This is a genomic window from Streptomyces sp. NPDC057694 (genome assembly GCF_042799415.1).
GTDB lineage: Bacteria > Actinomycetota > Actinomycetes > Streptomycetales > Streptomycetaceae > Streptomyces.
This window is the reverse complement of sequence record NZ_JBHVIX010000001.1, coordinates 472,602-498,951: the sequence shown is the minus strand read 5'-3', so window position 1 is coordinate 498,951 and position 26,350 is coordinate 472,602. Positions and strand designations below refer to the sequence as shown.

Below are 26,350 nucleotides of genomic sequence, written 5' to 3'. Positions count from 1 at the left end.
CGGTTGCCGGGAGACCGGTGACCGCCCCTTCACTTTGTCAGGCTAGCGCACAAAGTCTGGCCGATGAAGAGGAATTCGCTCGAATTCTCCACGGTGTTCTTGGAACTATCCGGTAGGGGGGCCCGGCGAGCGTCAGGTGTGTACGAATTGAACACGGCGGCGGGAAGAGAATGTGGAAGGGCCCGCTCCAGTCGCCGGTCTGTCCAACTCATCGACCCACGGAGAGAACACGGCGGAATTCGGTGGTGCCGTACTCGTCAGGTGAGGCGATGGCGACTCCCTGCGCCTCCACCCACGCGTGGAAACGGTAGGGGTCGTCCGCCGTGCCGATGCACCACACCACCCGTCGGCCGGTCAGAGCCAGGACCCCGAGCGTGGCCAGGGACAACTCCAGGCAGGCGGCGCGTCCGGGGTACCACCGGGCCGCCCGCCGCACCGCCGCGAGGGAGGCTGAGGCCTGCTCCGGCGTGGCCTCCCGGCGGCACCAGGCGCGTGCGGTCCAGCGCACCGTACGGGAGACGGTTCTCAACGGCAGCCGGATCAGCAGCAGGGCGCCGAGGAGTGCGAACAGGCCGAGTACGGCGGTCACAGCGCAGCGAAGGGAGCGGTCGCCCTCGTGGCGTACCGGTTCGGCGGCCATGGTCATCTCCGCGGTCGCCGGTGCCCGCTGCGCCGTGGGGGGCGGAGCGTCGGCCGCCGGGTACCGGAATGTGGGTGGTCCCGCCGCGGGCGGCGTCCGGCTCGGGGCGGGCGTGGCGAGGAGGCCCAGGCCGATCAGGTTGTCGGCGAGGCGGCGGGCGTCCTCGCGGATGCGGTCGTGCCGCAGGTCCGGGTAGCGGCCGGCCAGCACCAGCACCGCGGAGTCGAAGTCCCCGCTGCGGTCCCATTCCTGCCAGAGGGCGTGGGCCATGGAGTTCATCGCGAAGCAGTGGCCGGACCGGACGTCCAACAGGACGCTGCCTCCGTGCGGGGAGGTGCTCTCGCGGACGTACTCGGACACGCTCAGCCGCGTCATGGCCGCTCCTGTCCGTTGTCGCCGGCGGTCAGCCACAGGTCCGCGCCGAGCAGGCGGTTGAGCGCCGGGAAGGGTGCGGGCAGACCCGCGACCGCGCGTTCGACCGAGGCGATCACCCGGGAGGGTTCGATGATTCCGAGTTCGGCCAGCGGGGACCGGAGGAGCCGTGCCCGGATCTGTGTCGCCGAGCGGCGGGCGCCGCGGTAGTTCTCGGCCGCGTAGTCGCCCTTGGTCCTGCGTCGCAGTACGGGGCCGGGGACCAGGCCGGTCAGCGCGGACGCCAGGAGCGGCTTGGCGGTGAACGGGTCGATCCGGTGCGGCAACGGGAGGCGGGTGCAGGCCCGTACGACCTCGCTGTCCAGGAACGGAGCCTGCGGCCAGATGCCGAACGCGCGGGCTGTGGAGGTGAATTGAGCCTGCACGGCGGCGGAGGTGCGCAGCTCGCACAGGACAGCCCGGGTGCCCGGTGTCGCGGGCGCTGAAAGGGATGCGGGGCCGGCCGATCGGGCGCGCTCCTCGGCCAGTTCGGCCAGGTGCCGACGTGCCCTGGTGGTCAGCCAGGCCGTCTCCGGTCCCGGGGGCGGCCACCAGGCGACCGCGTCCGCCCACTGCGGCGGGTGGTCCAGGGGTTCGTCGAGACGGGAGGCGAGTTCGCTCATCGCCTGGTCCAGGGGAGTGCGTGCAAGGCGCCTGGCACGCAGAATGACGTCGGCCGGCGAGAGGTGACGCATGCGGGCCAGCGCGCGCCCGTCGCTCAGGAGTCGGCGCAGTCCGCCTGCGGCCGCGATGTCACCGAGGTAGGAAGGGGGCGCGGCCAGTAGTGCGTCGCCGCCCTCTCCGGTCAGGTGAATGCCGGGGCCGCCGCGCGCGATGTGGTCCAGGCGCAGTCGTTGTCGGGCGCCGATGACTGCCGCCGGGTCGGGCTGGTCCGCGGAGCCGTGCTCGGGCAGGCCGCTGTAGGGCAGGGAGTCCGCACGGCCACGGGTCACGGCGAGCCGGATCGACGGGGCCTGCTCGGCGTAGGCCAGGGCGTGGGCGAGATCGCCGGCGGGTGCGTCGGGGTGGTGGTAGGCGAAGGTGTCCAAGGGGGGCCCGCCTGCAGCGCGGGCGGCCAAGAAGGCCAGGGAGGTGGAGTCCAGGCCACCGCTGAAGTCCGAGGTGATCCGTGGGGCGCTGTCGGTGCGCAGGGCGACGGCGCGCGTGAGTGCCGACCGTAACTGGGCTGCGCTGTCCTCGAACCGCGTGCCGGGGTCGGCGGAGAGGTCCTCGTACGTCCAATGACTGAAGCCGCCGGAGGGAGCGACTCTCAGGGCCTGGCCGCCACCGAGTCGGCGGATTCCGTCGTACGCCGTGCGCCCTTCCGTGAGTTCGGGCACCGCGGGGCAGACGATGTGCGCGGCGAGCGCGGGCGTGTCGGGCCGGCCCGTTGCTCCGGACAGGGCGGCCGCGGTCCTCGCCCGGGTGGACAGGACCGTGTTCTGGCCGTGGCGCCCGTAGTAGAGGGGAAACTGCCCCGCCGGGTCGGCGTACGCGGTGAGGTGGCCGTCGTCCTGGAGCATGATGAGCAGGTAGGCGCCGGGCCATCGGGTCAGGCGTTCCCAGCGGCCGTCCTGCACAGCCCGGCGCAGGTCATGACGCATCGTCACTTCGTCGGCGAGGCACTGGCCGACGGCGGCCAGCCGGGCGTGCGCGCACTGTACGGTGCGGACCTCACCGGGGTGCCAGGGTCCCCAGGACCAGAGCAGGGGTTCGCCCGGCCACAGCCGGGTGGCTCCACGCGGCGCCGGGGCAGGTGCCGACGACAGCACTCCCGCGATGGTGGGCCCGTCGGGAGGGAGCAGGACAGGAGACGGGCAGCGCAGGTCAATGGCTGCGGCGGGGGCCGCGGGCCGGGGCATGACAGCTGTCCGCAATATCAGTAGTAGTACTGGGCATTGGCATCGGCACTCCCGCTGGGCGAACTGCCCAGCGTCACCTCACGGACATGACCCAGGTCGACCACCATCGGCGATTCGTAGCCGATCGGTTCCTCGGGGGACGGCATGGCCTCGACCTTCACCGCTTGTCGCGGATATCCGAAACCCTCGTACGGGGATACGGCGATGGGCTCGTAGGTCATGAGGCCGCCTCGGGTCAGGGGCATCAGCTGCCCCGGAAAAGAATCGGAACGGGAAATACGCACACGCCGGCCATCCGGCGTCGTAGGGACCCAAAGTGTAGCGATGCTCCAGCCGCTCCAGGTGCAGAACCGGCCCGTGATCGCAGGTGCTCCGGCCTGGCAGTTCCTGCCCTTGTTTCCCGGCGGCAGGAGCATTTCCGGCCCCACAGACGGGTCCGCTGTCGGGAGGTTGACTCATTCGGTCAACGGCGCTCACTCATTTGAACGAGCGCGGCGGCGACATCGGGTCCGCGGCGCCATATCGAAGAAGGGAGCGGCATGCGCGGCTCGTTGGCCAACGAGCATCACCGTAGGCGCCCCTGGCGCCTGGCATACGAGTTCGAAAATCGGGTCCCTAGGTGATGTTGGCCGCGTGCTCCATGCCGCGAAGTCCCAGGATCAAAGCGCCCTGGGCTTCGGCCCGGGTGTCCAGTTCGCTGAGACCGAGGACGAACTCGGTGTCGTCGGCGACCGCGCCGGGCAGTGCGAAACGGTGCAAGGACTCCTTGCAGCCGTCCAGCAGCAGCGGACTCTGGGCGAGCTGCCCGCCGATGACGACAAGGTCGGGGTTGAGCAGATTGCACAGCTGGGCCAGGGACTGCCCCAGGCGCCGGCCGGCGTCGTGGATCACCCGCATGCAGACCGCATCCTGTGCCTGGGCGGCTCCGATGACCTGCTCCAGTGTCTCTGGTGCGGGCGCGCTGTTGCGGGCCCGCGCGGCACGGACCTGCGCGATCAGCGCGTCGGCGCCGATCACCGTCTCCAGGCAGCCGCGTCCACCGCACTGGCAGACCGCGCCGTGCGGGTCCACGGTGAGATGACCCAGTTCTCCTGCCATGCCGCCGTGGCCCCGCAGCACGCTGTTGTGCACGATGATGCCGGCGCCGACACCCGTCGACGCCTTCACGAAGACCACCGTTTCGGCGTGTTCCCGTGTGCCGTAGGTCTGTTCGGCCAACGCGCCGAGGTTGGCGTCGTTGTCGATGAAGGCGCGCACGCCGAGCCACGTGCCCAGGTCGTTCGCCGGGTCGTCGCCCGTTCGCCAGGGCGGCAGGATCGGTGGGGTGAAGTCACCGGTGCGCGGGTTGATCATCCGGGGTACGGCGACGCCGAGGGAGAACACGTCGGAGCGGCGCCGCCCCGTTCCTTCGATCGCCTCGTCGATCATCTGCCTGACCTCGGGCAGGGCCCGGGACCAACCCCTGCTGACGCCCTCCGAGCTGACCCGCGAGGTCACCTGGTCGAATTCCTTGTCGAGTCTGCGAGCGACCACGGTCATGTGGTTGAACCCGAGGTGCACGCCCACGCCGACATCGTTCACAGCCGCGAGGCAGACCTTGCCGCGATCCTTGGCCGGGGGCACGAGGCCGGTGTCGGCGAGTTCGCGGACCGCGGCCGACACAGTGGCCTGCGAGAGCAGGGTGCGGTGCGAGATGTCGGCCTGGGTGCCGGACTTGATCGCGACGGCGAGAAGGACCTTTCTGCGGTTGGCTGCGCGGGTGGGGCCGGCCGCGGGCAGCCGGCCTAAGAGATCGTCCGCGTTCGCCATTGGTCCCCCAGCCCCGGTAACCGCATCTCGATTTGTTAGATCGAAGAGGAAATAATACCAGCGGAGCCTTCAATTCGAACCTGTTTCGGCTTCGAATAGTTGAGTGACGGTGGGGTGACTGGTGGGGCTTCTGGGTGCCCCGATGTGTGTCGGTGATCTCTCTGGTGGTCCGCAGTTGGCTTAAATTGTCCGGAGAAAGTCGTTGGTGTGGACGTTCTTGGCCAGGATGCTCGTCTATTGATCGAACGAGAGGGCGCCGACGGCGGACCCGATCCTGGCCGCTCCCTTCGGACATCACGGTCACTGACGCCGCCGGTCGGACCTGGCGGCGCTATCCGGACGGCTCCCTCGTGTCCGTCAGGTTCCTGAAGAGGGATCCGATCGAGAGCCTCGCGCCGGGCCCTTTGTCCGGCCCCGCTGTGACCATGACGACCGTGGAAAAGTGCGGTGCCTCGGACTGACACAGCCCGACATCTCAGTGAGCGCGACCTATGGGGACATGGCGGAGGCCGGCCGCGCCCAGAAGACCCCCGCCCCGTCGCCCCGGCCCGCAGCATTCAGCCCTCAGGAGTGGCGTGCACGCAAGGAGTTGGTGGCCGGGATGGCTACCCGCGTGAGGTCTCGGCCACGTCGACCGCTTCGGACGGCCCTTCGCGACGCATCCGCTCAACCCCCCAGGCGCCGAGCGGCCCGAGCGCTTGATTGAGCGTGCGCCCGTGCTCAGTCAGGGAGTACTCCACCCGTGGCGGCACCTCGGCATACACCTCCCGGTGCACGAGACCGTCCTCCTCCATCTCGCGCAGGTGCTGCGTCAGCATCTTCTCGCTCACTCCCGGCAGACCGCGACGGAGTTCAGCGAAGCGGCGTACACCATGGGCGTCGAGTTCCCAGAGGATCAGTCCCTTCCACTTGCCGCTCACCACGTCGAGCGCAGCGTCTATGCCGCAGATGTAAGGCCCGCGTCTCGGCGCCTTGGCCATTGCTGATCCCCCTTACGAAAAGGTAAGTACCGCAGAAAATAGTAGGTACTTCCGAGAGTGGTGCCCCTCTCCGAGCATGGAGGGGTGAACGGACAACAGAACCACACCACCAGGCAGGACAGTGCTGTCACCGTGATCGGGCTTGGCCCGATGGGCCAGGCCATGACCCGCACTCTCCTGAACGCCGGGCACCCGGTAACCGTTTGGAACCGCACCGCCAGTCGGGCCGACGGCGTCGTCACCGACGGGGCGACGCTCGCGGCGACACCCGGCGAAGCGGTCGAAGCGAGTGACCTCGTGATCCTCAGCCTGACCGACTACCGGGCGATGTACGACATCCTCGACAGTGACACTTCATCGCTGGCCGGCCGGACGCTGGTCAACCTGAGCTCTGACACTCCCGACCGCTCACGCGAGGCGGCAACGTGGGCAGCGGGCCACGGCGCCGCCTTCCTCACCGGAGGTGTCATGGTCCCCGCGCCGATGGTCGGCACGGAGGCGGCCCATGTCTACTACAGCGGCCGCGACCAAGTGAGGGAGAGCCACCTGGCGGCGCTGGCACTGCTGGGAACACCGAAGTATCTGGGCGAGGACCCGGGCCTCGCCCAGATGATGTATCAGGCCCAACTTGCCGTGTTCCTCACTACCTTGTCCGGGCTGATGCAGGCCACCGCGATGCTGGGTACCGCTGGAATGAAGGCCGAGGAAGCGCTGCCAGAGTTGCTCTCCGCCGCCGACTCGATCGGTGACATCCTGAGGGCTGGTGAGGAGAATCCCGGCACCGCGCTTGATGCCGGAGAACATCCCGGCGACCTCAGCACGGTCACCATGATGGGCGCGACGTCCGACCATATCGTCGAGACCAGTAGGTCACTCGGCCTCGACCTCGCGCTCCCTCTGGCCGTGCAGGCCCACTACCGGCGCGCGATCGAGAACGGGCACGGCAGCGACAACTGGACCCGCATCATCGACAGCGTCCGAGGACCGCGGTGACCACAACATGCAGGACCGCTGAGCACACGTCCAGCCGCGACTCGGCCCAGGCCCCACCGCCTCCTTGCGCTCTCGGCGGACCATGCCTCGGCATCTGATGCGCCTCGTCCTCGCCGGACAGGTCAACGGGCGTCACCGCAGTCGACCATGTCGACGCGCCTCGGACCGCCTCAGCTGGGGTCCCCGGGGACGGCGGACAGCAGGTGGTGCAGGATCGGGCCTGCCGAGCCGCCGCCCGTGACGCCCTGCTCGACCACACACGCCACGGCGACGTTGCCGCGCCGGGCCACGAGCCAGCCGTTGTTCTCCTCGCCCTCGGCGACCTCGGCCGTGCCCGTCTTCGCGCCTATCTCGCCCGGCAGGTCGGCCAGGACGTGTGCTGTCCCGTCGGTGACGGTCGCCCGCATCATCGTGCGCAGCTGGGTGACCACCGATCCCGGCAGCGGTGTGGTCGAAGTGTCGTCCTTGCTGCCGGGCACGATCGTGGGCTGGTGGAAGCGGCCGGACGCCGCGGTCGCGGTCACCGACGCCATGATCAGGGGGTTCGCCTGCACACGGCCCTGGCCGATCATCGCCGCCGCCTTCTCGGTCTCGTCCTTCGGCACCGGCACCGCCCCGTCGTACGAGGGGATTCCGACGTGCCACTCCTGGCCGACGCCGAAGTACTTGCGCGCCACGTCGCCGCTCTCGGCGTCCCCGAGCTTGCCGCGCAAGCTGATGAACGCGGTGTTGCAGGACTCCGTGAAGTCCTTCTGGAAGGTGGCGCCGCGGAACTCGGAGGTCTCCACGTTGTGGAACTCCTTGCCCACGGTGAGGTGTTTGGGGCAGTCCACGACCGTGTCCGGCGTGACGGCGTTCTTCAGCAGAAGCGCGCTGCTGGTGACGATCTTCCAGGTGGAGCCGGGCGCGTACGTTCCCGAGACGGCCCGGTTGAAGCCGGTGGCGGGGGAGTTGGCCATGGCGAGCACCTCACCGTTGTCGACGCGCAGCGCGACCAGTGAGGCGTTCTTCCCCTTGGCTTCGGCGGCGAGCGCGGCGTCGGCGGCGGACTGCCAGGCGGCGTCCAGAGTGGTCTTGACCGGTGCGTCGTCCGCCGCGCCGCCCTCAGCCCCGTCGCCCTTCGATCCCTTCCCGAACGTGGTCTCCGTTCCCTTCGTCTCTCCGCTGACCCTGTCGACGAGCCGGATCGCTCCGCGAGGCCTGCCACTGCCGTCGCCCGCGAACTGGGTGAGCAGAGGCTGCAACGAGGGGTACGCGTCACCGGCGAGCGACTTCCCGTGACGGTCGGAGACCTCGGGCGCGTCGGTGTCCTCGCGATCCAGGCGGAACTTGGCCTTCTCGCTCAGGTGTGGGTGAACGATTCCCAGGGACCAGTCGACTTTCCAGCTGCCGTTGGCACCCTCACGAAGCGGCAGCTGCGACGTGTACGTCCAGGTGCCGAGCCCCTTCACCGGCATCTTCGCCGTGAACGGCACCCGTACGGTGCCGTCGTCCGCGCTCTCGGCCGTGGCCGCGGTCAGCCGGGGCTCGGCGATGTCGAGTCCTGCGGTGAAACTCTGCAGCACGTCCTCGGCCCGGGCGGGGTTGGTCGTGCGGGCGGCGGCTCCGCCGTAGCGACCGTGGGACCAGTCGGCGAGGAAGGCCCGTGCCTGCTCGGCGGCGGCGGGGTCGCGAGCGTCCGAACCGCGGTCGAAGGGGCCGAGTCCTGCGGCGTAGGCGCCGCCGGCAACGACGGCACAGACCACGGCGACGGCGCAGACGGCCTTGAGCGGAGAGCGCGAGGCTCTCCTCCTGGTGGGAAGGTGTGTCATGCCGTGAGGAGAGCAAGCGAGTGCACCGCATGTCCAAGACCGATATGATTTGCCTACTCATTAAAAATGGATATGGTTGCTGGTCGTGGACCTGATCCGGCACCTGGAGTGCTTCGTGGCTGTTGCAGAAGAGTCACACTTCGGCCGGGCCGCGACCCGTCTCGGCATGGCGCAGCCTCCCTTGTCGCAGCGCATCCAGCGCCTGGAGCGGGAGCTGGAGGTGCGGCTGTTCGACCGGACGAGCCGCCAGGTCGCCCTCACCAAAGCCGGGACGCTGCTGCTGCCCGAAGCACGGGAACTGCTCGCGAGGGCCGGGACGCTGCGTGCCGCCGCCCGCCGCATCAGGGACGGGGAGAGCGGTTTGCTGCGCGCGGCGCTGCCGCCCGACATCGCGGGTGCCACGGTCGCCGCCGTGCTCACGGAGTTCCAGCGGCGGTGCTCCGAGGTGGAGCTGGAGCTGCACGAGCTGTCGACCGCCGAGCAACTCGACCGCTTCGGGACACGGGAGCTCGATGTAGGCCTGGTGCACCATCCCTGTGACGTGGCCGGTCTCGAACTCGGCCCGGTGCTCCGCCGCGACCTGGGCGTCCTGCTGCCGCCCGGCGCACCCGCCGCCGAGCACACGGAAGTACCACTCGCCGCGCTCACCGGCCACGACCTGGTTCTCTTTCCTCGGGCCGGATCCCCCGCGCTTTACGACGATCTGCTGACCACCTGTGCGCGCGGCGGCTACACGCCGCCCGCGATCCGGCACGGCCGGGGAGCCAGTTTCACCCGCGGCCTCGTGCTGTCCGCCGCGGCCGTCGCCTTCACCCCGCGCGACACCCAGGGCGACTACGCACACCCCGATCTCGTGTGGCGCCCGCTCGCCGGCGCGCCACTGGCCTGGCGGCACTCCGTCGCCTGGCCCCACCTGCACGGCGACGCCGCCGTACGCGCCTTCACGGATGCCGCCGAGCACGCGCTGCGCACCACGGCCGACGCTCGCCCCGACACCCCGTCACGTCCCATGCATCTGCGCCCCGCAGCGGAGTACTGGCTATGACCGACACGTCCAGCGCCATCGGTACGGCGTTCGCCGACGCCGGAGTCACCGGGTGGCTGCACGCCCTCGACATCGACACCGGCGCCGAACTCGACTGGCAGGGGCACCAGTTGGTGTGCACCGCCAGCGTCCACAAGCTGCCCCTGCTGGTCGCGCTGCACGAGCGGGCGGCGGCCGGCGACCTGGACCTCACCGAGCAGATCGAGTGCCCGCCCGTCGGGCGCACCGCGGGGCCGACCGGCCTCGCGGCCATGCTGGACACGGCCCGGCTCTCCCTGCGCGACCTGGCCTACCTCATGATGGCCGTCAGCGACAACGCCGCCGCCGATCTGCTCCTCAGGCGCGTCGGTCTGGACGCCGTCAACCGTACGACGCTCCGTATCGGCCTCACCCACACCCGGGCCGTGCACTCCTTCGGAGCGGCCATGGCCATGATCAAGGAGGACGCGGGACCCGACGGCGCCCGGGCCCTGGCCGACCCGCACGTCATCGCCCGGCTGCGCGCGCTCGACCCGGCGCGGGCCAACCGCAGCACCCCGCGCGACCTGACCCGGCTGCTCGCGGCCATCTGGCGCGACACCGCCTGCGCACCCGAACACTGCGCCGCCATACGCCGCCTGATGGCCCTTCAGGTGTGGCCGCATCGGCTCGCGTCCGGATTTCCCTTCGACGACGTGCACGTCGCGGGCAAGACCGGGTCGCTGCCGACCCTGCGCGGCGAGGTCGGCACCGTGGAGTACCCGGACGGCGGCCGCTACGCCATCGCCGTGTTCACCCGCTCCGTACGCAGCGCCGCGATCCTGCCCGCGGCCGACGCCGTGATCGGCACAGCCGCGAGGATCGCCGTGGACACGCTCCGCGCGAACGGAAAGGTGAGCTGAACCTCGGGCCGCGCTCAGCGGACCACCCCCGTCTCCTCCCGAGTGGGCGCCGTCCCTCGCGACGCCTGTGCCGTGCATGAGGGGACGCGCCTGCGGTGAGCGCGGAGAATCGGCGGGAACCTTCGGATGAGAGCCGGACACGTACAGAGCATGGAACTGAACGATGCCGGCTCAGCTGCACCGGACGGAGGAATATCCGATCGTCGACTGTGGGCGAGAGCTGTCGAGGGCGACCAAGAGGCGTTCGGCCGGATCTTCGACCGGCACGCGAAAGCCGTCTACAACTACCTGTTCCGCAGGACGGCCGACTGGTCGGAGGCGGAAGACCTCACCTCGGCGGTGTTCCTGCACGCCTGGCGTCGTCGATCCGAGACGGTGCTGGACCGTGACTCCGCTCTGCCCTGGCTGCTGGGGATCGCCAACGGTCTGCTGTCGAACACCAGACGGCGGTTGAGACGGGCCGAGGCCCTCCTGCACCGGCTCGTCTCCCATGACGAGCCGGTGGGCGACCACGCCGACCGCGTTGCCGGCCTGGTGGACGACGAGCGTCGCATGTCGGAGATCCACAGGGCGCTTGCTCGCCTGCCACGCCATGAGCGCGAGGTCGTCGAACTCTGCGTCTGGTCGGGACTCGACCAGCAGGCGGCCGCGGCAGTGCTGAAGGTGGCGGTCGGGACGGTGAAGTCCCGAATGCACCGTGCGCGACAGAGGTTGGGCGCCGACATTCTCGGCGCGGCCGGAGTTCCCGAGCCTTCGTTCAGTTCCAGGAACACCGTCCACTCGAAGGAGGTCGCACGATGACCGACAGGCAAGACATTCCTGCGGCTCCTTCCGATCGAGATCTGCCGAATCAGCGGCGGATGCGTGAGGAGCTCCTGATGAAGATCGACCCGCAGGACCGTGCAGTGTCGTTCCGGCGCAGATGGGGGGTGCCCCTGGGCGTCGCCACCGGTGTGACAGCGGTGAGTGTGGCGGCGGTGGCCGTGTTCAGCGGGGTGGGGGACGCCAAGCCGGATACGACCGACCGTGCCCTCAGCGGCGGAAGTCCGACGAAGACCGCTTCACCGAGCCCGAGGCCGTCGGACGGCGCGCAAGCGGGCGGAACGGGCTCGTCGCCCTCGTCCGACCGGACCGGTGACCCCAACGCGTTCACGATCACCGACACGAAGACGACGGCGATCGACCCCGGGACCGCCGCGAAGATCCTGTCATCGTGCCTGGGGGCGGACGCCGCGCAGTACCACGCCGTCGCCGCCGTCCGCGCCCCCCTCGCCTCTCGGAACGCGGACGGAGTGGTCATCGGGATCAACTCGGCCGACCAGTACGTGCAGTGTGCGTCCGAGGGCGACAAGGGTTCCAGCCCGGATTCCCCGCCCACCTTCATCAACGATCGCCTGTGGGGCACCGGCCGGGTGATCGAGTATTTCGATTCCACTCTCGAACCTGCGGGCAACGGCAAGCACCTCGCGGTGGGCGCCGGGCACTACAGCTCCGACGTCGCCAAGGTCACGGTGAGTTTCGGCGACCAGAAGAAGGAGTACCCGACCGTCATGGCCGGTGGTGCATTCGTCTACGCGGCGGCCCTCAAGCCGGACACGCCCGTCGGACGGCACTACATGGGCCCCGATCCCCACATCCATGCCTACGACGCAGCCGGCAAGGAGATCTACAACCAGGCCGAGGATCCGAAGTTCCGGAGCAACTAGCAGGCCCGGAGCCGGGTGACTGATCCTGGCCGGCCGCAGGACGAGGTCCCGTGGGGCGAGCAGCCCGCTCCCGGGGCTCACTCCTGCCGGTCGGCGTCTCTGTTCATTCTCTTGACTGTGTTGGTGCAGACCTTTAGGTTCAGCGCACGTCGAGTTCATAAGTGAACTCAACCTTCAGATATGTGAACGCGAATCGTCGCCCCAGCCCTGGAGGAACCCCCCATGCACCGCACCAGAATCCTGTCCGCCGCCACGGTCGTCGGCATCGTCTCCGCCCTCGCCCTGCTCGGCGGTCCCAGCGCCAGCGCGGCCGACCCGGGCAAGGCGCCCGGCGGCAACTTCGACCTGTCCGTATGGCAGTTGCAGGAACCCGTCGGCTCGCCCGGTTCGCCGACCACCATCTCTTCGTCGCGACTCCAGGGTGCGAACGGCTTCCAGGACGCGTACTTCTACACCGACACGCGCGACGGCGCGATGACCTTCTGGGCGCCGGAGAAGGGCGTCACCACCCCGAACTCGAACTACGCCCGGTCCGAGCTGCGGGAGATGAACCGCAGTGGCAGCGCGGCCGACTGGTCGCTCGGCGGCAGCCACCAGCTGAACGCGACCCTGCGCGTCGTCTCGGTCACGTCCAACGTGTGCGTCGGGCAGATCCACCTCGGCACCGGCGGCAGCTCCACCAAGCCCCTGGTGGAGCTGTATTACCGGTCGAGCGGCGACATCGTGGTGGGCACGGAGAACTCGCCGTCGGGCGGCCAGACGACGCACACGGTGGGACATGTGGCGGTCGGCAAGACGTGGAGCTACACCATCGCCGTCTCCGGCGGCGACACGCTCGACGTGACCGTCAACGGCAGCACCACCCACTACGCCATACCCTCGTCGTTCTTCCCGTACAAGCAGTACTTCAAGGCCGGTTCCTACAACCAGTCCTCGTCGAGCAGTACGACCAAGGGCGCGCGGGTCGCCTTCTACGGGCTCAACGTCTCGCACGGCTGACACATCCTCGCCCGCCGCGCCTCGCCTCGCAGGAGGGCGGCGCGGCGGTCGAGGAACACCGGGCCGCTCCGGCGAGGGAGTCTGGCCTGTCCACGGTGCGTGAAAAGAGGCCTGTCGCACCCGAGTTGACCTTGCCACCCCTTGCGCCGTGTGAAGCTATGCCCATGGATGATGTGAATGCTGATGTGAAGAGCAGGCTGCAGACGGACCGCCCGCACTCGGCCCGTGTCTGGAACTACCTGCTGGGCGGCAAGGACAACTACCCCGTGGACAGTGAGGTCGGCGATGCCATTCTGTCGACCTTCCCGGAATTCGCGGCCGTGGCCCGGCTGCAGCGAGCCTTCCTCACGCGTGCCGTGCGCTTCCTCGCGGCCGAGGCCGGCATCAGGCAGTTCCTCGATATCGGCACCGGGCTGCCCACCGCCGACAACACCCACGAGGTGGCGCAGCGTGTCGCGCCGGACAGCCGGATCGTCTACGTCGACAACGACCTGCTCGTTCTGGCCCACGCCCGCGCCCTGCTCACGAGCAGCCCGGAAGGGGCGTGCGCGTACATATCGGAGGACGTGCGCAACCCGGAACGCATCCTGGCCGAGGCGGCGAACACACTGGACTTCAGCCGGCCGGTCGCTCTGACCCTGCTCGGCATCATGGGGCAGCTCTCGGACGCCGACAGGCCCGGGGAACTCGTCGCCGCGTACCTGGAGGCGCTGCCCGCCGGAAGCTACGTGGCCCTGAGCGACGGGATCAACACCAACGACGCGCTGAACGCGGCCGTGACCGCCTACAACGCGCAGTCGGCCAACACCTACCACCTGCGCTCGCCGGAAGAGATCGCCGCCTATTTCAATGGCCTTGAGGTCGTGGCCCCCGGCGTCGTCGCCACATCGGCCTGGCGCCCGGACGACATGCAGCCCACGGAGGAGACCGTGGAGGTCGCGTACTGCGGTGTGGCCCGCAAGAGTTGAAACCGTGGCCGTCGCCCACCTCCACCACCCGTCAGGCGTCGTCCGTACGGCGAGCGGCGCCACGGGCGGCGAGGAGCCCGGCAATCATCTTGGGTGGCAGTTACTGATGTCTGCAATTGTAGGTTTCACGGGTGGTGGCGACTGGTCCGTCGGCCGCCGGGGTTGGTCTGCGCTGCTTGCGAGGACCCGCGAGAAGCTCCGCGGGGAAGGCAGGGAGAGTATGCAGTGGGAGATCTTCGATTACGGCGTAGACCTTGAAGCGCATGAGGAAGATGTGCGCATCCCGCTCGTTCAGGCGCTGTTGTCTGCAACCCGGGAACTGCAGAGTGAGTTCGCTGCAGCAGAAGGGTGGGACGTCGTGGAGCGAGGGCCGTATTTCGGAGATCTGGAACATCTACTTGAATGTGAGTTGGACGTTTCCAGATAGGTCCGGCGTCGACGCGGCCTGAAGATGAGGGTTTCCACCTGGTCGGACACGCGCGAATGGCAGCTTGACAGGCGAGGCTCCCTGAGCGCGCGGCACACGTGAGGACCCCGGATGTGCGGCGCGGGTCGCCCGGGTCCGTGCCCGTATGTGCTCCGACTCGCGGCCGGTGGGGGAGAGTTGTGGCGCCGGGGTCTGTTGACACGGGGAGAGCTGATCGCTTTACTCCTCGCAACGCCGGAGCCGAGGACTCGAAGCCAAGCTCGCGGCGTTGAGAGGTACGCCTAGCCGGTACGCGTCAGGGCCCACCGCCCCGCAAGTCCGGACACAGTCGCCAGGGTCACTCCAGGGCCCGAGGCGGGGACGTACCCGCCACCACACTGGAGCTCGACAGTGAGCATCGATCGTGCCCGCGCCCGCCGGATCTCCGTGGCGGCAGCGGCCCTCACGGCCACGCTGGTCGCCCCATTCCTCACCGCGTCTCCCGCGTCCGCCGCGGTGACCCTCCCGCCCGCCCATGCCGGGTTCGACTACCAGATCGGCGGCGCCTACACCCCGCCCGCCGGGGTGTCCGTCGTCAGCCGTGACCGCGAGGCCGCGCCGGCCGCGGGCCTGTACAACATCTGTTACGTCAACGCCTTCCAGGTGCAGCCCGACGAACTGGGCGACTGGGACGCCGACCTGCTCCTGCGGGACTCCGCGGGCGACGTCATCATCGACGAGGAGTGGAACGAGGCCATCCTCGACGTCGGCACGGCCGCCAAGCGCGAACGGATCGCCGCCAAGGTGAACGGCTGGATCGACGGCTGCGCGGCCAAGGGCTTCCAGGCCGTCGAGCCCGACAACTACGACAGCTACACCCGCAGCCAGGACAAGTTCGGCTCCTCCGCCGCCATGGCGTACATCGAGCTGCTCTCCGCCCACGCGCACGCCAAGGGCCTGGCGATCGCCCAGAAGAACACCTCCGACCTCGCCGAGTACCGCTCCAGCACCGGCCTCGACTTCGTCGTCGCGGAGGAGTGCGGCCGGTACGACGAGTGCGGCCACTACACCGAGTACTTCGGCGACAACGTGATCGACATCGAGTACGGCGCCAAGGGCCTGACGGCCGCCTGCGAGGGCTGGAAGGACAAGCTGTCCATCGTCCGCCGTGACCTGGACGTCTCCCCGATCGGCAGCAGCGGCTACCTCCGCCAGACCTGCTGACCCGCCACCCTCCCCGTCCGGCGCCGCGGCGCCGGGGCCCTGCTCGACAGGGCCATCGGCCTGCGGTGAACCCGAGTTCGACCAGGCCTTCGGTGATTCGGCACGGCGTGCTCCGCACGCCTCGTTGGAGGTGCACATGGCGGCGAACTCTCGTATGTCCCACCCGTCCCGCCGCGGGTTCCTGCGCCGGGGGACCGGCCTCGCGCTCGGCGCCACCGCGTCGGCGGCGCTGTCCGGGTGCGGCACGGACACGGCGGACGGTGTCGGTCCCGACGGCCGTGTCACGGTCGAACTGTGGCACGGCCAGACCGACACGGCCCGCACCGTGATCGAGTCGCTGGTCCGGGAGTTCAACCGGACCCATCCCCGCATCCGCGTCGACCCGGGCGGCGGCGTCCTCGCCGACGCGATGCTCCAGAAGATCACCGCTGCGCTCGCGTCCGGCTCCTTCCCGGACGTCGTGTACGTCTTCGGCTCGGACCTCGCGAGCGTCGCGCGCAGCCCCTCGGCGGTCGACCTCACCGACACGCTGCACTCGGGCTCCGTCCCGTGGAACGGGTTCTGGAAACCGGCCAGGGAGGCCGTCACCGTCAACGGCCGGGTCCGCGCCGCCCCTGCCCTGATCGACTCGCTCGCCGTCGTCTGCAACAAGAAGGTCTTCCGCGACGCCGACGTGCCGCTGCCCGAACCCGGCTGGACCTGGCGGGAGTTCACCGAGACGGCGGCCCGCCTCACCGACCGGCGACGCTCCGTCTTCGGCACCGGCTGGCCCGGCGTGGGAGACGAGGACACGGTGTGGCGGCTGTGGCCCATGGTGTGGGACCTGGGCGGCGACGTCATCGCGCCGGACGGCAAGTCGATCGGCTTCGCCAAGGAAGGCGTACGGGCCCTGGGGACGGTGGAGGAGCTCGCGCAGGCGAAGAGCGTGTACATCGACCCGAAGCCCGGCAGCGAGCAGATGTACCAGGTCTTCCTCGCCGGACGGATGGGCATGGTCGTCACCGGGCCGTGGCAGCTCCCCGACATCCAGGACGCGAAGATCGACCACCACGTCGTCCCGCTGCCCAGCTACAGCGGCCGCCCGATGACCATTTCGGGCCCGGACACCTGGACGGTCTTCGACAACGGACCGGCGCGGGTCCGGGCCGCGCGCACCTTCGTGACGTGGCTGACCCGGCCCGAGCAGGACGTGCGCTGGGACGTACGGGCGGGCAGCCTGCCGCTCAGCAGGCCGACTGCGGCGCTGCCGGCCTGGCGCGAGCAGGACGCGGCGACCGAAGGACTCTCGGTGTTCACCAAGGCGCTGGACTCCGCCCGGGTCCGCCCGGTGCACCCCGCGTACCCGCAGATCTCGCAGGCGCTCGGCCAGGCGATCTCCGCCGTGCTGCTCGGTCGCAGCAGTCCGGCCGAGGCGCTGCGCCAGTGCGCGCGGGAGGCCGACGCCGCGCTCCTCATCCCGCGGTGACCGGGTGCACGGCACCGCCCGTGCGCCCGCGCACGTACCTGCGTTCCTCGCGCTCAGGAGAACCGCCATGCCCCGACTGCCCGCCCCTCTCACGCTCCCCGACCAGGACACCGGCTCCCTCCGCGCCGGCCGCACCCGCGGGAAGGACCCCGGCCGCCCGGCCGACGGCGTCGCGCACCGGTCCCCGCGCACCGGCCGCTCGCCGCTGCGCCGCGGCGAGACCGCGACCGCCTGGGCGTACATCTCGCCCGCCGTCCTGATCATCCTCGGGCTGAGCGTCGTCCCCGTCCTGTGGTCCCTGCTGCTCTCGTTCCAGGCGGACGACCTGGTCACGCCCAGCCGGTGGGTCGGGCTCGACAACTACCGCGCGCTGCGCCAGGATCCGCACTTCGGCGAAGCCGTCTGGAACACCCTGCGCTACACGGCGCTGTACGTGCCGCTCTCCATCGGCCTCGGCCTCGCGCTCGGCCTCGCACTGAACCGGCGCATCCGCCTCGTCGGGCTCTACCGGACGCTGTTCTTCGTGCCGTTCGTCGTCTCGGCCACCGCGCAGGGTGTGCTGTTCTCCTTCATCCTCGACCCGGAGTTCGGCGCCGCCAACTCCGTACTGCACCACCTCGGCATCTCCCCGCAGGGCTTCCTCTCCGACCCGGGACAGGCCCTCCTCGTCCTGGTCGCGATCTCGCTGTGGAGCGGCACCGGCTTCTGCGTCGTCGTCTTCCTCGCCGCCCTCCAGGACGTGGACCCGTCCCTGATCGAGGCGGCCCGCCTGGACGGCGCAGGCCGCCGGCACCTGCTGCGGCACGTCACACTGCCCGCGCTGACACCGGTGAGCGTGTTCCTGCTGGTGTGGCAGACCATCAACGCCCTGCAGGTCTTCGACCTGGTGTACGTGACGACCAAGGGAGGGCCGCTCGGCTCGACCACGGTGATCGTCTACTTCATCTGGGAGCAGGCGTTCAAGAACTTCACGGCCGGCTACGGCGCGGCGGCGGCCTACGTGCTCGCGCTGGGGCTGGGCGTCATCACCGTGGGGATGCGGCTGGTGCGGAGCCGATCCGTACGCCCGGCACCCCTGGAAGGAGCCGACCGGTGACGGTCACCACCCCGCCCGCCGCGCGACCCGCAGGCCGGGCCCGGCTGCCCTTCAGCCCCTGGCACCTGCTGCTCGCCCCGCTCGCCCTCGTCTTCGCGGTCCCGCTGATCTGGCTGCTGCTCAGCTCCGTGATGACCGACGCCGAGATCAACCGCTTCCCGCCCGCCCTGTGGCCCTCCGGGATCGACCTCGGCGGCTACCGGTACGTCCTCGGCAACGCGATGTTCCCGCGCTGGTTCGCCAACTCGCTGATCGTGTCGGTCGTCGCGGTCGCCTCCAACCTTGTCTTCGGGGCGCTCGGCGGCTACGCGTTCGCCCGGATGCGGTTCGCCGGGTCCAAGCTGCTGATGGGCCTGATGCTGGCGACGATGGCGATCCCGTTCCAGCTCACGATGATCCCGACGTTCCTCGTCATGAAGCGGCTCGGGCTCATCGACACCCTGGGCGCACTCATCGTGCCGTCGCTGGTCACCCCGTTCGCCGTGTTCCTGCTGCGGCAGTTCTTCCTGTCGCTGCCCAGGGAACTGGAGGAAGCCGCCTGGATGGACGGCTGTTCACGGCTGCGCGTGCTGTTCCTCATCGTGCTGCCGATGTCGCGCCCCGCGCTGAGCACGGTCGCGGTGCTGACCTTCCTGACCACCTGGAACGACCTGACCTGGCCGCTGATCGCCATCAACCACGACACCCGGTACACGCTCCAGCTCGGCCTGACGACCTTCCAGGGCCTGCACCACACGAAGTGGTCGGCGGTCATGGCGGGCAACGTGATCACCGTGCTGCCGGTGCTGCTCGCCTTCCTCTTCGCACAGAAGTCGTTCGTCCAGTCCATCACCTCGTCCGGGCTCAAGGGATGACCCTGCGATGAGACCGGACCACCCCGCACACCTCTCCGTATCCCGAACCCAGGAAAGCCGGATGCCGCACATCTCGTACGCCTCCCGCACCTTCGACCTGCTGGTCGTCGGCGACGCCAACCCCGACGTCGTCCTCGGACCGCTGGACGCGCCGCTCGCCTTCGGCCAGCGCGAACAACTCGTCGACACCGGACTGCTGACCCTCGGCGGCTCCGCCGCGATCATGGCCTGCGGCGCCGCCCGCCTCGGCCTGAAGGTGGCCTTCGCGGGACGGGTCGGGGACGACGAGGCAGGACGGTTCGTCACCGCCGCGCTGACCGCCCGCGGCGTCGACACCGGAGCCCTCCGGGTCGACCCCGACCTGTCGACACCGCTCACCGTCGTGGTGACGCGCGGCGACGGCGACCGTGCGATCCTCACCGCGTCCGGCACCCTCTCCGCCACCGGCCCCGACGACGTGCCCACGCAACTCCTCGGCGACTGCCGCCACGTGCACGCCGCCTCCTACTTCCTGCTGCCGCGGCTGGCCGGGGCACTGCCCGCGCTCTTTCGCACGGCACACGAGCACGGGGCCACCACCTCGCTCGACACCAACGACGACCCGGCCGGAAAGTGGGACACCGGCGACCCCGACGGGTTCGCGGCGGTGCTCGCCGCCACCGACGTCCTGCTGCCCAACGCCCGAGAGGCCCGCGCCCTGGCCGGCCTGCCCGAGGACGCGCCCCTGGACGAGGCGGCCCGCCTGCTCGCCCTGCGCGGACCGCTGGTCGCCGTCAAGGACGGTGCGGACGGCGCCCTCGCGCACGACGGCCGGACGGTCCTGCGCACCCGTGGCATCCCGGCCCGGCCCCTGGACACCGTCGGCGCGGGCGACAGCTTCGACGCCGGATTCGTCGCCGCCGTACTGGCCGGGCGCGCCACCACCGGCGCGCTCGAACTCGCCTCGGCCTGCGGCGCCCTGTCCACCCGGGCGTTCGGCGGTACGCCCGCCCAGGCCACCTGGGACGAGGCGCACGACGCGCTCCGCGGCGCTGCTGAGAGCCCGTGAAGCCCGCGCCCACGCGTGACGACCGCGCGCACCCGCACAGCACCCGCAACGGAAAGAACACCTCATGACCAGCACGAAGACCACCACGAAGACCACCACGAAGATCGCCTTCATCGGTGCCGGAAGCGTCGTCTTCACCCAGGGGCTCCTCACCGACCTCTTCGCCTTCCCCGACCTGCGCGACCTGCACATCGCCCTCCACGACATCGACGCCGAACGCCTGGAGACCGCCCTCGGCGCGGCCCGGCACATCGCCGACCGGGCCGACGCCACCCCGTACGTCACCGTCACCGCGCACCCCGACCGCCGCGAGGCCCTGGCCGGTGCCGACTTCGTCATCAACATCGTCCAGGTCGGCATGGGCGAGGCGACCCGGACCGACTTCGACGTGCCCGCCCGGTTCGGCGTGCGCCAGACCATCGGCGACACCCTCGGTGTCGGCGGCATCTTCCGCGCGCTGCGCACCTTCCCCGTCCTGAAGGCGCTCGGCGCGGACATCGCGGAGCTGTGCCCCGAGGCGTGGCTGCTCAACTACACCAACCCCATGGCGATGAACGTCCAGTACCTCACCGCCGCCACCGGACTGACCCGCGTCGTGGGCCTGTGCCACTCCGTCTACTGGACCCTGCGCGACCTCTCCGACCTGCTGAAGGTGCCCTACGAGGAGGTCACGTACCGGGCTGCCGGCGTCAACCACCAGGCGTGGCTGCTGCGGTTCGAGCACGACGGCCGGGACCTCTACCCGAAGCTCGACGAACTCATCGCCTCCGACCCGCAGTTGCGGCGCCGGGTACGCGTTGACATGTACCGCCGCCTCGGCTACTACCCGACCGAGACGAGCGAGCACTCCGCCGAGTACGTGCCCTGGTACCTGCACCACGACAGCGAGATCGAGCGGCTGCGGCTGCCCGTCGGCGCGTACCTCGGGATCGTCGACGAGAACGTCGCCCTGTACGAGAAGACCCGCGAAGCGCTCGGCGCCGGTGCACCCCTCGACGTCGAGGCCACCATGGAGTACGCGCCGCAGATCATCCACAGCATCACCACCGGCACCCCGCGCACCGTCTACGGCAACGTCCCCAACCACGGCCTGATCGACAACCTCCCGGCGACCGGCACCGTCGAGGTCCCCTGCCTGGTCGACGCCTCGGGCGTGCAGCCGACCCGGATCGGCGCGCTGCCCGCGCAGTGCGCGGCGCTCAACCGCACCTACCTGAGCATGAACGACCTGGTCGTCAGGGCCGCTCTGGAGGACGACCCGCGCTCGATCCGGCAGGCCGCGATGGCGGACCCGGCGACGGCCGCCGCGCTGCCGGTGGAGCGCATCTGGGAGCTGTGCGACGCCATGGTCGAGGCGCACGGCGACCTGCTCCAGCCGTCCCTGCGGGCGACCGGCCTGCTCTGACCGGGGCCGCCGCGGATCGTGGCCGGCCACGTCATGGCGTTGGTGACTTGCCTGTGACTGTCAGGGAGCGACGAAGCCCCGCCGGATGCTGCCGGCGGGGCTTCGTCATGCAGTGGGTCAGGCTCCGACCCACGCGACGGTGGTCAGCGCTCCCAGAGTGGCGCCCGCCACGGTCTGCATCACGGTGTGATAGCCCAGAGCCACTCGGGACCAGCACACCATCGCGGCGACGGCGTATCCCGCCAGCCACCACGGACTGTGCACGACAGCGAGGAGCGCGACGGCGGCCGACGCGACCGCGGAGTCCACGGAGATCTTCCAGACGGTGTTGATGCCCAGCAGGACGACGGTCATCAGCCACAGCGCGACCATCGCTCTGACGACGTCCGACGGGGCATGACCGACCGTCATCAGGAGCAGACCGAACCCGATCGACAGCAGGATGACGAGAAAGATGGGCGCTCGCTTCGTCCGGTCGACCACGTGACGGTCGCCCCAGGTGCCCCGCTTCCGTTCGAACTCGATGTACGCGGCGGGCACGAGCCCGGCACAGAGCGCCCCGAGAAGTCCCCACGCGAGACCGGCGGGACCACCCGCGACGGCGCCGATCCCGAGCATGGCGGCCACGAGAACGTTGCGCGGCTGCAAGGCGTCCGTGACGACCCGGGCGACGTTGCTCCCGGTTGCCGGGTGGGTGGATCGCGCAAGGGGCGGATTCATCTCTGTCCTTCGTTCACCGGGCAGAACGCGAGCCTGTCGACGGGTGCCGACGCTTCATCAGAACTGCGCAGGCATCCATCTTCGACGACGTGCCGCACGCCCGATGAGGCAGGCCGAACCGGCTGATCGCGAGGCTCGACGGGAAGGCTCTTTCAAAATCTAGTAAGGAATCTGCAATCCAGTATCTGGATATTGCGCTGTGGCGTTCGAGTCAATACGGTCCCCCTTGCGCCGACACCGCCGCTCCTCTCCCTGCCGGCTCCTGCGTCCCGCACCCTGTACCTCGCTCCAACGCTGCGTTGCGTCCGGCCCGCGGTGCCGACGGTCCGATCCGGCTTTCCCGTCCCCAAGGAGCTCACGGTGTTTCAGTCGTTGAGAGGTCTCAGACGGTGGCTCGCCCTGACGGCGAGCGCCTCGACGTTGTTCGCCGCGGGAGCGCTGGCGGTTGCCGCGCCCGCGGTCGCGGCGGCGTCCGCGGCGACCGGCGGCAATGGCGCCAACCTGCCCTACGTCGAAGTGCAGGCGGAGAACTCCGCCACCAACGGCACGGTGATCGGCCCGAGTTACACCCAGGGCCAGCTCGCCGACGAGGCCTCGTACCGCAAGGCCGTGACGCTCAAGGGCAGCGGCCAGTACGTCACCTTCACCACCCCGGTCGCCACCAATTCCCTCGACTTCCGCTACAGCATCCCGGACGCCTCGGGCGGCTCGGTCTACACCGCCCCGCTGTCGCTGTACGTGAACGGCGTCAAGCAGAGCGACTTCAGCCTCACCAACGCCTACAGCTGGTACTACGGCAGCTACCCGTTCACCAACACGCCGGGCAGCAACCCGCACCACTTCTACGACGAGGCGCACCGCCTCTTCCCGACGACCTACCCGGCCGGCACCACCTTCCAGCTGAAGGTCGACGCGAGCGCCACCGCGTCCTCGTACACGATCGACTTCGCCGACTTCGAGCAGGTCGGCGCGGCTCTCACCCAGCCCTCCGGCTCGGTCTCCGTCGTCGCGCAGGGCGCGGACGCGAGCGGCGTCAAGGACTCGACCGACGCCTTCAACTCCGCTATCCAGGCGGCCGGTTCGGGTGGCACGGTCTGGATACCGCCGGGCACGTTCAAGATCCCGGTCCACATCGCGGTCAACAACGTGACCGTGGCCGGGGCCGGCATGTGGTACTCGACCGTCACCGGCGCGGCCCCCGGGTTCTACGGCAAGTCCGCGCCGTCACCGAGCACCAACGTCCACCTCCAGAACTTCGCGATCTTCGGCGACGTACAGGAACGCGACGACAGCGCCCAGGTCAACGGGATCGGCGGCGCGATGAGCAACTCGTCCGTGTCGAACCTGTGGATCGAGCACGACAAGGTCGGCGCCTGGATGGACGGGCCGATGGACAAGCTGACGTTCAGCGGGCTGCGCATCCGCAACACGACCGCCGACGGCATCAACTTCCACGGCGGCGTCACCAACTCCACGGTCACCAACAGCGACCTGCGTAACACCGGTGACGACGGCATCGCGACCTGGGCCGACTCCGCGCTCGGCGCCGACGCCTACGACACCATCTCCAACAACACCGTCCAGTTGCAGATCCTCGCCAACGCCATCGCCATCTACGGCGGCCACGACAACACCGTCAGCGGCAACCTCGTCAAGGACACCGGGCTCGCACAGGGCGGCGGCATCCACGTCGGCCAGCGCTTCACCTCCACCCCCGTGGGCACCACGACGATCTCCGACAACACGTTCGTGCGGGCGGGCGGCCTCGACCCGAACTGGCAGTTCGGCGTCGGCGCTCTCTGGTTCGACGGCAGCCAGGGCGCCATCACCGGCCCGATCAACGTGACCAACGCGCTGATCCAGCAGAGCCCGTACGAGGCCGTGCAGTGGGTCGAAGGGACCATCAGCGGCGTCAACCTCAAGAACGTCACCATCCAGGGCACCGGCACCTTCGCCCTCCAGGAACAGACCGGCGGCGCGGCAAGCTTCACCAACGTGACGGCGACGGGCGTCGGCGCCTCCAGCCCCGTGTACAGCTGCGAGGGCGACAACTTCAAGGTCACCGACGGCGGCGGCAACTCCGGCATCAGCGGCACCCCGGTGTGCGGCCCCTGGCCGACGCCCGACTACCCGCCCTACCCCGCCGAGGGTGTCAGCGCCTCGCCCAGCGCCCTCGACTTCGGCGCCGTGGCCAACGGCGCGACCAGCGCCCCGCAGACGGTGACCGTCTCCAACCCGACCGGCTCGGCCGCGGCCGTCTCGTCCGTCGCGGCGACCGGCGACTTCGCCCAGACCAACACCTGTGGCTCGTCCATCGCCGCGCACGGCTCGTGCACGGTGAGCGTCACCTTCAAGCCGACCGCGACCGGCTCCCGCAGCGGCTCCCTGACCGTGAACGCGGGCGGCGTCACCAACACCGTGGCCCTCTCGGGCACCGGCACCGCGCCGGGCCCGGTCGTCTCGGCCTCGCCGGGCAGCCTCTCGTACCCGGCGACCGCCGTCGGCGCCACTGCGGCCGCGCAGACCGTCACCCTCACCAACTCCGGCACCAGCGCGGCCACCGTGTCCTCGGTCGCGGCGAGCGGTGACTTCACGCAGACCAACAACTGCACGTCCATCGCGGTCGGCGGCTCGTGCGCGGTGACCGTCACCTTCAAGCCCACCGCCGGCGGCTCCCGCACCGGCACCCTCACCGTCACCGGCAACGCCAACAACAGCCCCACCAAGGTGTCCCTCAGCGGCACCGGCGTCGACAGCTCCACCAACATCGCGGCCGGTCAGAGCGCGACCGCCAGCTCCAGCAACAGCCCCTACGTTCCCGGCAACCTGACCGACTCCGACGCCTCCAGCTACTGGGAGAGCGCCACCTCCTTCCCGCAGTGGGCGCAGGTCGACCTCGGCAAGACGTGGAGCGTCGGCAAGGTCGTCCTCAAGCTTCCGCCGTCCACCGCCTGGGCCACCCGCTCGCAGACCCTCTCCATCCAGGGCTCCACGGACGGCTCCTCCTTCACCACGCTCAAGGCGTCGGCGGCCTACACCTTCGACCCGTCCTCCGGCGGCAACACCGTGACCATCACCTTCCCGGCGGCGAACGCCCGCTACGTCCGGGCCAACATCACGGCCAACACCGGCTGGGGCGCGGGCCAGCTCTCCGAGTTCCAGATCTTCCCCAGCGGCGGGACCTCGTCGGCTGCCAGTCTCGACGCCTCACCCACCTCCCTGACCTTCGCGAGCACGGCGCCCGGCAGCACCAGCGCCGCGCAGACCGTGAAGGTCACCAACTCCGGTGACGCGACAGCGTCGATCTCCTCGGTCGCGGCGAGCGGCGACTTCGCCCAGACCAACACCTGCGGCTCCTCCCTCGCCGCCGGTTCCTCCTGCAACGTCAGCGTCACCTTCAAGCCGACCGCGTCCGGCACCCGCACCGGCACCCTCACCGTCAACAGCAACGCGTCCAACAGCCCGTTGACCGTGGCCCTGTCCGGTACGGGATCGGGCTCGGCCGGCACCAACCTCGCGGCGGGCCGCCCGACCTCGGAGTCGAGCCACGCCGACGTCTACCCGTCGTCCCACCTCACCGACGGCAGCCAGAGCACGTACTGGGAGAGCGCCAACAACGCCTTCCCGCAATGGGTCCAGGTCGACCTGGGCGCGGCCAAGAGCGCGAGCCGCGTCGTCCTCCAGCTCCCCGCGGCCTGGGAGGCCCGCAGCGAGACCCTGTCCCTGGCCGGCAGCTTCGACGGCTCGGCCTTCACCACCGTCAAGTCCTCCGCCGCCTACTCCTTCACCCCGTCCGCCGACAACACCGTCACCCTCACGTTCCCGGCGACCAGCCAGCGCTACTTCCGGCTGAACTTCACGGCGAACACCGGCTGGCCCGCCGGCCAGCTCTCGGAGTTCCAGGTCTGGGACTCCTGACGCCACCACCCCCGGGCCAGGGGCGCTTGCGCGCGCCCGGAACGGGGAGCACCTCCCTCGATGCTACCAACGCCTTTTTCACCGGGTTTCTCTTTTCCTCACCCAACCC

Annotated in this window: 22 protein-coding genes; 15 read left to right on the top strand and 7 right to left on the bottom strand. The window is 69.9% G+C overall.

The window, feature by feature from the left end:
- Nucleotides 1-208: 208 nt before the first annotated feature.
- The 5 genes from ACFVDP_RS02450 to ACFVDP_RS02430 all read right to left on the bottom strand — a co-directional run bounded on the left by ACFVDP_RS02450 (nt 209) and on the right by ACFVDP_RS02430 (nt 5,702).
- On the bottom strand, nt 209-1,015 hold the full coding sequence (locus ACFVDP_RS02450) for a lasso peptide biosynthesis B2 protein (protein WP_383481960.1): 807 nt from the start codon (nt 1,013-1,015) through the stop codon (nt 209-211).
- A complete protein-coding gene (locus ACFVDP_RS02445; RefSeq protein ID WP_383481957.1) occupies nt 1,012-2,913 on the bottom strand; it encodes an albusnodin/ikarugamycin family macrolactam cyclase in 1,902 nt (633 codons plus the stop codon). Before ACFVDP_RS02445 ends, ACFVDP_RS02450 begins: the two co-directional genes overlap by 4 nt.
- 17 nt (nt 2,914-2,930) lie before the next feature.
- Nucleotides 2,931-3,134 (bottom strand): lasso RiPP family leader peptide-containing protein, encoded by a 204-nt coding sequence (locus tag ACFVDP_RS02440; RefSeq protein ID WP_383481955.1) that lies wholly within the window; start codon nt 3,132-3,134, stop codon nt 2,931-2,933.
- Nucleotides 3,135-3,528: 394 nt separating this feature from the next.
- On the bottom strand, nt 3,529-4,722 hold the full coding sequence (locus ACFVDP_RS02435; RefSeq protein ID WP_383481953.1) for an ROK family transcriptional regulator: 1,194 nt from the start codon (nt 4,720-4,722) through the stop codon (nt 3,529-3,531).
- A gap of 605 nt (nt 4,723-5,327) precedes the next feature.
- Entirely contained in the window at nt 5,328-5,702 is a 375-nt protein-coding gene (locus ACFVDP_RS02430; protein ID WP_383481950.1) for a winged helix-turn-helix transcriptional regulator, read from the bottom strand.
- An 84-nt stretch (nt 5,703-5,786) separates the two neighbouring features.
- Here ACFVDP_RS02430 and ACFVDP_RS02425 point away from each other — a divergent pair, with 84 nt between their 5' ends.
- Nucleotides 5,787-6,695: an NAD(P)-dependent oxidoreductase gene (locus tag ACFVDP_RS02425; RefSeq protein ID WP_383481946.1), complete on the top strand. Its 909-nt coding sequence runs from the start codon at nt 5,787-5,789 to the stop codon at nt 6,693-6,695.
- 170 nt (nt 6,696-6,865) lie between these two features.
- Here the strand turns inward: ACFVDP_RS02425 and ACFVDP_RS02420 are convergent, their stop codons facing one another.
- Complete coding sequence (locus ACFVDP_RS02420) at nt 6,866-8,506, bottom strand: penicillin-binding transpeptidase domain-containing protein (RefSeq protein WP_383481943.1); 1,641 nt, start codon at nt 8,504-8,506, stop codon at nt 6,866-6,868.
- Between the two features lie 85 nt (nt 8,507-8,591).
- On the opposite strand from ACFVDP_RS02420, the gene ACFVDP_RS02415 reads away from it, so the two are divergent.
- From ACFVDP_RS02415 to ACFVDP_RS02355, 13 genes are all read left to right on the top strand, one after another.
- A complete protein-coding gene (locus ACFVDP_RS02415) occupies nt 8,592-9,551 on the top strand; it encodes a LysR family transcriptional regulator (protein WP_383481940.1) in 960 nt (319 codons plus the stop codon).
- Nucleotides 9,548-10,432 (top strand): serine hydrolase, encoded by an 885-nt coding sequence (locus ACFVDP_RS02410; protein WP_383481937.1) that lies wholly within the window; start codon nt 9,548-9,550, stop codon nt 10,430-10,432. Before ACFVDP_RS02415 ends, ACFVDP_RS02410 begins: the two co-directional genes overlap by 4 nt.
- A 150-nt stretch (nt 10,433-10,582) precedes the next feature.
- Nucleotides 10,583-11,233 (top strand): RNA polymerase sigma factor, encoded by a 651-nt coding sequence (locus tag ACFVDP_RS02405; protein WP_383481934.1) that lies wholly within the window; start codon nt 10,583-10,585, stop codon nt 11,231-11,233.
- A 77-nt stretch (nt 11,234-11,310) separates the two neighbouring features.
- Nucleotides 11,311-12,138, top strand: a complete 828-nt coding sequence (locus ACFVDP_RS02400) for a hypothetical protein (RefSeq protein WP_383481932.1) — start codon at nt 11,311-11,313, stop codon at nt 12,136-12,138.
- A gap of 222 nt (nt 12,139-12,360) precedes the next feature.
- Nucleotides 12,361-13,137 carry a polysaccharide lyase family 7 protein gene (locus tag ACFVDP_RS02395; RefSeq protein ID WP_383481929.1) on the top strand — a complete coding sequence of 259 codons (777 nt, stop codon included), beginning with the start codon at nt 12,361-12,363 and terminating at the stop codon, nt 13,135-13,137.
- Nucleotides 13,138-13,295: 158 nt separating this feature from the next.
- Nucleotides 13,296-14,105: an SAM-dependent methyltransferase gene (locus ACFVDP_RS02390; RefSeq protein ID WP_383481927.1), complete on the top strand. Its 810-nt coding sequence runs from the start codon at nt 13,296-13,298 to the stop codon at nt 14,103-14,105.
- A gap of 4 nt (nt 14,106-14,109) precedes the next feature.
- Complete coding sequence (locus ACFVDP_RS02385) at nt 14,110-14,532, top strand: hypothetical protein (RefSeq protein ID WP_383481924.1); 423 nt, start codon at nt 14,110-14,112, stop codon at nt 14,530-14,532.
- Between the two features lie 420 nt (nt 14,533-14,952).
- Nucleotides 14,953-15,735 (top strand): endo alpha-1,4 polygalactosaminidase, encoded by a 783-nt coding sequence (locus tag ACFVDP_RS02380; protein WP_383484275.1) that lies wholly within the window; start codon nt 14,953-14,955, stop codon nt 15,733-15,735.
- 136 nt (nt 15,736-15,871) lie between these two features.
- Nucleotides 15,872-17,200 carry an ABC transporter substrate-binding protein gene (locus ACFVDP_RS02375; RefSeq protein ID WP_383481921.1) on the top strand — a complete coding sequence of 443 codons (1,329 nt, stop codon included), beginning with the start codon at nt 15,872-15,874 and terminating at the stop codon, nt 17,198-17,200.
- 67 nt (nt 17,201-17,267) lie between these two features.
- Nucleotides 17,268-18,296 carry a carbohydrate ABC transporter permease gene (locus ACFVDP_RS02370; RefSeq protein ID WP_383481918.1) on the top strand — a complete coding sequence of 343 codons (1,029 nt, stop codon included), beginning with the start codon at nt 17,268-17,270 and terminating at the stop codon, nt 18,294-18,296.
- The gene (locus tag ACFVDP_RS02365; protein ID WP_383481915.1) at nt 18,293-19,150 is read left to right on the top strand and encodes a carbohydrate ABC transporter permease; all 858 of its coding nucleotides are present in this window, start codon (nt 18,293-18,295) and stop codon (nt 19,148-19,150) included. Before ACFVDP_RS02370 ends, ACFVDP_RS02365 begins: the two co-directional genes overlap by 4 nt.
- A gap of 61 nt (nt 19,151-19,211) precedes the next feature.
- The gene (locus tag ACFVDP_RS02360; RefSeq protein WP_383481912.1) at nt 19,212-20,198 is read left to right on the top strand and encodes a carbohydrate kinase family protein; all 987 of its coding nucleotides are present in this window, start codon (nt 19,212-19,214) and stop codon (nt 20,196-20,198) included.
- 64 nt (nt 20,199-20,262) lie between these two features.
- Nucleotides 20,263-21,603, top strand: a complete 1,341-nt coding sequence (locus tag ACFVDP_RS02355) for an alpha-glucosidase/alpha-galactosidase (RefSeq protein WP_383481909.1) — start codon at nt 20,263-20,265, stop codon at nt 21,601-21,603.
- 117 nt (nt 21,604-21,720) lie between these two features.
- Here the strand turns inward: ACFVDP_RS02355 and ACFVDP_RS02350 are convergent, their stop codons facing one another.
- Entirely contained in the window at nt 21,721-22,323 is a 603-nt protein-coding gene (locus tag ACFVDP_RS02350) for a hypothetical protein (protein ID WP_383481907.1), read from the bottom strand.
- 372 nt (nt 22,324-22,695) lie between these two features.
- On the opposite strand from ACFVDP_RS02350, the gene ACFVDP_RS02345 reads away from it, so the two are divergent.
- Nucleotides 22,696-26,241: a choice-of-anchor D domain-containing protein gene (locus ACFVDP_RS02345; RefSeq protein ID WP_383481904.1), complete on the top strand. Its 3,546-nt coding sequence runs from the start codon at nt 22,696-22,698 to the stop codon at nt 26,239-26,241.
- Nucleotides 26,242-26,350: the final 109 nt, after the last annotated feature.